Raw genomic sequence first — 5,695 nt, 5'->3', positions numbered from 1 at the left:
TGGAGGTCCAGGAGGAGATTATCTCCTCCTGGTGGGTGCAGGGCAAAGCCCTGCTGGTAATGTGCGGCGTTTCACAAAAGCGAATGCGCAAGCATTCGCGCACGCCGCACAGATTTGTGCCCCGAAGGGGCACTCTTTGGGAGGGCGGATGCCCGACATGCACAGTTTCGCTTGTGGCAACAGCGAGGAAATTGGCAAATGCGATTGCCCAGGCCAGAAGCCCCGGCAAACGCAGTAGCGCCTTGGTTTTTTCCCTACGCCACTCCGGGCCAGCCCTTCAGGGAAAGGAAGTGAATGGATCCGCATCTCTCTCTGCAACTGCGCCAGCGGAGCCGTTGGCTGCGCGAACAGACCCTGCTGCTGCACAAACGTGCACCAGGCATCCGCATTGCCTCCTCTTTGTCGCCAGTGGAATTTTTGCTTACCCTGTACTATGGCGGCTGGCTGCAACACGATCCTCTGCAACCCCGTTGGCCAGAGCGGGATCGCCTGATTCTCAGCAAGGGGCATGGCAGCCTGGCCATCTATCCCATCCTGGCTGAGCGCGGCTATTTTGCGGCTGCGGAGCTGGAAACGATTGCCACGCCCCACTCCCTGTTAGGGGTTATTCCCGATGCAGCGATTCCCGGAATCGAAACCACCAACGGCGCCTTGGGCCATGGCCTGGGGGTAGCCACGGGCATGGCCTTGGCGCTGCGTCATCAACAAAATCCTGCCCAGATCACTGTGCTCTGCGGTGATGGCGAGATGAATGAAGGCTCAATCTGGGAAGCGGTCATGTTGGCGGCATTCCACCGTTTAGGCAATCTGTTGCTGGTGGTGGATATGAACCGCCTCTCCATGCTCGGCTTCCAGGAGGATATTTTGCACCTGCAGCCACTGGCAGAAAAATTGAGCGTCTTTGGCTGGCAGTGTCAAAGCTGCGATGGCCATGATCCGCTGGCCATCCATGACTGTTTGGCAAAAATCTGGCGGCGTCCCCAACAGGCGCCACAAGCATTGCTGCTGCATACCGTCAAGGGCAAGGGAGTAGCCTCTTTGGAAAATCAGGAGCTCTGTCATGTCCTCTCCTTGACCCCGGAACAGGTGGATGCCGCCATTGCCGCCTTGGCACAAGAGGAGCTGCCATGAACAACAGCAAAACCATGCGTGACAGCCTGCTTGAACAACTGCTGCCACAGATGCAAGAGGATCCCTCCCTGTTTATTCTGTCGGCAGACATGGGGGCACCCGCTCTGGATCATATTCGCCACAGCTTTCCCAGCCGTTTTATCAATGTGGGTATCGCCGAACAAAATTTGATCGCTGTGGCCAGCGGCTTGGCCATGGAGGGGTGTACCGTCTACACCTTGGCCATTGCAGCCTTTTATTTGCGCGCCTTTGAACAGATTCGCAACAATCTCTCCATCGCTGGCACCTTTGTTGATCTGAATGTGCACATGCTGGCCGTCGGTGGCGGAGTCAGTTATGACATGTCTGGCCCCTCGCACCATGCGCTGGAAGATCTGGCTGTGTTGCGCACCCTGCCCCATATCAGCCTGTTTTCGCTCTCCGACTGGCAGATGGCCGCCGCCTGGCCCGCCTATGCCCGCCAGCAGAGCGGTGCCAAATATGTACGCCTGGACAGCAAAGCCCACCTGCCCCTCTCCCGTCCCGCCCCGCCAGACTGGTCGCTGGGCTTTCAACTGCTGCGCCCCGGTCGCCATATCGCCCTCATCAGCACCGGCTTCATGAGCCAAAAAGCGGCAACCCTGCTCCAGGAAACAGCGTTTCAGGATGTGGCGCTGCTCGATCTGTTTCAGTTGAGCACCCCGTTGCAGGAGGAGGCTCTGGCGGCCACCTTGGCCCCCTACTCGCAGTGGATTACCCTGCAAGAGGGCTATCTGGAACGCGGTGGCCTGGACACCTTGCTGGAGGGGATCCGCAACCGCTATGGCCATAACGGCTCCTGCCGCCATCTGGGTTTTGCCCTGCAGCATCAGTTTACCTCTGCCCCACGGGAGCAACTGCACGCCGCACAAGGAATGGGCATGAACGATCTGCGCCAGCTTTTGACCTCTCTTTCCCACCGCTTTTGCGAAGGCGTAGCATGAACAGCTCTCCTGCCCTTATCTCCATCATTCTCTCCTTTCGCAACGAAGAGGAGAATATCGTTGCCTTGATCACCCGGCTGCGCACGGTTTTGCAGGCCGAACCAGAGGAGTTTGAGATTATATTTGTCAACGATGACTCCACCGATCGCTCCCTGGCCATTCTGGAACAGGAGCATCAACAGGATCCCCGGATCAAGGTGGTCAACATGTCGCGACGCTTTGGGGTCTACGAGTGCATGTTGGCCGGCATGATCGCCTCTTCTGGCGATGCGGTGATCTATCTGGATTGTGATCTGCAGGATCCACCGGAGCTGATCAGCAAAATGTTGGTGGAGTGGCGGGCGGGCGCCGATATTGTGCATACCAGACGCAGTGAACGACTGGGCGAATCGGCCAGCAAAATGTGGGTCACCCGCTTGGCCTATCGGGCCATCAACGCCCTTTCCAGCGTCGAATTGCCGGAAAATACAGGCGATTTCAAGCTGTTGCGTCGCCATGTCGTCGAGCAGTTGATCGTGTTGAACGAAGTGGATCCCTATATGCGTGGTTTGATCCACTGGATCGGCTTTGAGCAGCGTTATGTCTATTATGTGCGCGAACCGCGTTATGCAGGCAAAGGACATTTTCCGCTGCTGCGCAGTTTGATGCCCACCCAGACCTTTATCAACGGCATCCTCTCCTTTTCCATGGCCCCGCTCTATTTTTCCCTGATTGTCGGCTTGCTGATCTCACTGTTTTCCATCAGTTATATTGCTGTCATCCTGGTCACCAAAGCGATTGGCTGGAACCTGCCGGGCTGGACCGCCATCATGGTGGCACAACTGCTGCTGGGAGGAATGAATCTCTTTACGGTGGGCATTTTGGGTCTTTATGTGGGCAAAATCTTCAAAGCGGTCAAAAATCGTCCCCGCTTTATCGTCAAAAACAGCCTCGGTCTCGCCCACAAAGAGATTCGTGACTTTCGCACTCCCCGTCTGCAGGATCTGCGCTGAATGGCCTCCGCACCCTCCTCCCCTGCTGCTGCCATTGCTGTCTATGTCTTGGCCGGTGGTCAAGGCACCCGCATCCGTGCGCTGTTGGGCGAGCAGACACCCAAACTGTTGGCCCCTTTGGCCGGTCGGCCCTTTCTGGATTATCTCCTGCGTTGGCTGGCCAGTATGGGTTTTCAGCGTGTCCATTTTGGGCTGGGACATCTGGCAGAGCCGATCATCGCCCGTTTGCAGGAGCAGCAACAGCCTCTGCACTGCAGTTGGCGGGTAGAAAACAGCCCCCTGGGTACAGCGGGAGCGCTGCGTTATGCTCTGCAACAGGGGGATATCGCCCCAGAACAGACGCTGTTGGTGTTGAATGGCGACAGCATCGCTGCCGTCGATCTGCGGCAATTTATCCTAAAACATCAGCAGCGTGCGGCTGTTGCCTCTTTGTTGTCCATTCCGCTGGCTGACTGTCGCCGTTTTGGTCGCCTCGAAGTGGACCAGGAAGAGCGTATTGTACGCTTTTGCGAAAAGGATCCAGACGACAGCCAAGCCGGTCTGATCAATGGTGGCTGTTATCTGTTTGCACCACCGATGTTGCAGCATATCGAACAGAGTGCCGCCCTCTCTTTGGAGAGGGATATATTTATGCAGCCGCTACCCTTTGCGCTGCATGGTTTCTCTTTTGCTGCCCCCTTTATCGATTTTGGCACACCAGAGAGCTACCAACAGGCGCAGAGCTTTTTTCGCCACTTTTTTTCCTTCTCCTCGTAAAAAAGCATCCGCTTAGCGAGGCAAAAGATAGAGACTCATTCCACACCACTGGGCGAGCTCAGGCAAGGGCAGATTCCAGGCCGTTTCTGCCAGCAGATGGCTGCTCTGCCACTGACGGGCGATGGCGGCCCACTCGGCACTGGAGCGTTGTTGCCAGCAGGCAGCGCTCTCTGCACGCCCATTATCCCCCCCCTTGTCATCGGCACAGAGCAGTTGCTGATTAAAACGCCTGGCCTGCAACAGTGACGAGGGATTATATCCATGCCCGCCAGCCGGAAAGTTGTGCAGACAACGACGCAGACTATACAAAAGAGTTTTGTTGATTTTAGAGCGGTTATAAACTCCGGTCTCGATGATCAACCCCTGAGGATCACTGGCCAGGGCGCTCTGAAAGCTGGGCCACTGCTGCTGGCAACTGCGCGGCAGATGGCGCTGCTGTTGATGGTAGTAGCTTTCCGCAAAGGCCGATTGTGGTGACCACTCCAGCAGAGTCTTGCCGACAAAAGCCAGGATAATGAGCAGCACCACTGTTTGCGGGGGGTGTGGCAGGGCCCAGTTTGCGGCGGGAAAGAGGCGATTGTTTCCGAGAGGCAGATGATGCTTGAAGCTGCTGAGCAGACTGATGAGCAAGAACAAAAAGAGCAACAGCTCCAGCAGTGCGCTGCCCAGGGCAGATTTGGGCAGAAGGTTGCAATCAAAGCAGGGGGTGATGGGCAGATGACGACGCAGCAAAGCGGAAGCGATAAACAGCAGCGCCAGAAAAGAGAGGGCAAAGCGGGCCAGCCTGTTTTCCGGCTGTTTTCCGGCCTGCAGCAGCAGAAGCAGCAGCAGGATGGGATTGAACAGGGTGGTCAGATTGAGCCAGCGATTGGCCAGCAGGAGGTGAAGCTGTGCGGGCAGATAGGCGAGCAGCAGTTCATGGAACAGGCGCCAGGCGATAACCAGCAGGGTGAAGAGAATCAGCACTTTGAGCAGCGCTCTGCCTGGTTCCGGCAAGGCAAAGCTTTGGCTGCGCAGAGCCTGAGTGGCAAGGAGAAGAAAGGTGAGATCGGGAAGAAAAAAATAGAGCAGATCACGAATGGGGGTAGGCGAGGTGAAGAGCATTTGCTGGTGATGGCCGTGTGGCAAGGTTTGCAGCCACTGAGAGCTCAACTCTTGGGCCAAAGCGGGATCCATGAGCAGTTGTGGCGGTTTGTTCCACAGCAGATGGGCAGCGAAGGAGAGCAAAAAGAGGGTCAGCGCCAACAAAAACAGCCACAGAGGTTGGCCGCGCCAGGAGGGTTTATGGCCAAACCAATAGAGGGCCAGCAGCGACCAGCAGGCGATGGCCCAGGTCGGATGAATGGCTGGGGCCAAGCCCAAGAGAAAAGCGGCGCTGCGCAACCGACCATGCACGGCACAGGCCAGGGTCAGCAGGGCATAAAACATGGCCACGATGCCGAAGATGGAGAGATCGATGGGAAAGGTGATGGGATAGAAATGGTCTGGCAGCAGGCGCAGTTGCAGCAGCAGCAGAGGGGTCAGAAGAGCCAGGCGCGGCATGGGGGTGATGGCCAAGGTGGCCAGAGCGGTGGCGGTAAAGGCGAGCGCGGAGAAAAGAGCGGAGAAGAGAACATTCAGGCTCCATTCGCTGAAACCGAGGTGCAGCAGCAGGGCAGGCAGTTGCGCCAGCAGGGTATAGGTAGCCCCATCCAACAGAGAGTGTACCGCATCGGGAGGGCAGTGTGACAAACCGCTGAGCAGTTGGCCAAAACGGACGTTATAGAGCCAGACCGGAGTGACCAGAGCGCCATAGAGGGCACCGAGCAGCAGGTTGATGATCCAGACTTGGCGGAAGGAGAGTTTTGCCTGGTT

5 protein-coding genes are annotated in these 5,695 nt (G+C 57.1%); 4 read left to right on the top strand and 1 reads right to left on the bottom strand.

All coding sequences use genetic code 11. The annotated features are described in order from the left end of the window. Window positions 1–294: 294 nt before the first annotated feature. Genes EJP87_RS13480 through EJP87_RS13465 form a run of 4 tightly spaced genes read left to right on the top strand, consistent with a single transcriptional unit; the run spans window position 295 to window position 3,841 of the window. A complete protein-coding gene (locus EJP87_RS13480; protein ID WP_193771386.1) occupies window positions 295–1,131 on the top strand; it encodes a transketolase in 837 nt (278 codons plus the stop codon). Beyond that, on the top strand, window positions 1,128–2,093 hold the full coding sequence (locus EJP87_RS13475; RefSeq protein WP_130472391.1) for a transketolase family protein: 966 nt from the start codon (window positions 1,128–1,130) through the stop codon (window positions 2,091–2,093). The genes EJP87_RS13480 and EJP87_RS13475 overlap by 4 nt, the downstream gene beginning before the upstream one ends. Then, on the top strand, window positions 2,090–3,085 hold the full coding sequence (locus tag EJP87_RS13470; protein WP_130472390.1) for a glycosyltransferase family 2 protein: 996 nt from the start codon (window positions 2,090–2,092) through the stop codon (window positions 3,083–3,085). The genes EJP87_RS13475 and EJP87_RS13470 overlap by 4 nt, the downstream gene beginning before the upstream one ends. Further along, window positions 3,086–3,841, top strand: coding sequence for a sugar phosphate nucleotidyltransferase (locus EJP87_RS13465; protein WP_130472389.1), 756 nt, complete (start codon window positions 3,086–3,088; stop codon window positions 3,839–3,841). It abuts the gene before it with no gap. Window positions 3,842–3,853: 12 nt separating this feature from the next. Here the strand turns inward: EJP87_RS13465 and EJP87_RS17965 are convergent. Further along, window positions 3,854–5,695 (bottom strand): hypothetical protein (locus EJP87_RS17965; RefSeq protein ID WP_193771385.1); only part of this gene is annotated, 1,842 nt, incomplete at its 5' end.

The organism is Candidatus Magnetaquicoccus inordinatus, from assembly GCF_004217665.1.
Taxonomy (GTDB): Bacteria; Pseudomonadota; Magnetococcia; order Magnetococcales; family Magnetaquicoccaceae; genus Magnetaquicoccus; species Magnetaquicoccus inordinatus.
This window is presented reverse-complemented; position numbering and strand designations above follow the sequence as displayed.

What these genes read in the sequence shown, in the direction of transcription:
- EJP87_RS13480 (WP_193771386.1), top strand. Translation starts at nt 295, where the DNA reads ATGGATCCGCATCTCTCTCTGCAACTGCGCCAGCGGAGCCGTTGGCTG.
- EJP87_RS13475 (WP_130472391.1), top strand. Translation starts at nt 1,128, where the DNA reads ATGAACAACAGCAAAACCATGCGTGACAGCCTGCTTGAACAACTGCTG.
- EJP87_RS13470 (WP_130472390.1), top strand. Translation starts at nt 2,090, where the DNA reads ATGAACAGCTCTCCTGCCCTTATCTCCATCATTCTCTCCTTTCGCAAC.
- EJP87_RS13465 (WP_130472389.1), top strand. Translation starts at nt 3,086, where the DNA reads ATGGCCTCCGCACCCTCCTCCCCTGCTGCTGCCATTGCTGTCTATGTC.